At 43.0% G+C, this 328-nt stretch carries 1 pseudogene; it reads left to right on the top strand.

What is annotated here, in order from left to right:
* A pseudogene (locus ACNKXV_RS13825) lies at positions 1-196 on the top strand (acetyl-CoA C-acyltransferase); the annotation flags it as partial.
* Positions 197-328 lie beyond the last annotated feature (132 nt).

The raw sequence follows: 328 nt of genomic DNA, 5'->3' as shown, positions 1-328 counted from the left end.
CCTCGACATGAATCCTGACATCGTCAATGTCAACGGAGGAGCAGTGGCCCTAGGTCACCCACTCGGATGCACAGGTGCCAAGCTTTCCATTCAGATTTTCAATGAACTGAGAAGGCAAAATAAAAAATATGGTCTTGTCACTGCCTGCGTAGGTGGCGGACAGGGAGTTGCGGGTATTTACGAGTTACTGAAGTAGTACTAAAAGACATTAGACGCTAGACACAAGACGTTAGACTTAATGACAATAGCCATGCATAACTACAAGGAATTGAATGTTTGGAAAAGATCAATAAAGCTTTGTGCGACTATTTATAAGCTCACATCAAAC

This window comes from Christiangramia aquimixticola (genome assembly GCF_048285835.1).
In the GTDB taxonomy this organism is placed as follows: Bacteria; Bacteroidota; Bacteroidia; order Flavobacteriales; family Flavobacteriaceae; genus Christiangramia; species Christiangramia aquimixticola.
The sequence above is the reverse complement of the archived record's forward strand: the minus strand, read 5'-3'. Positions and strand labels throughout refer to the sequence as shown.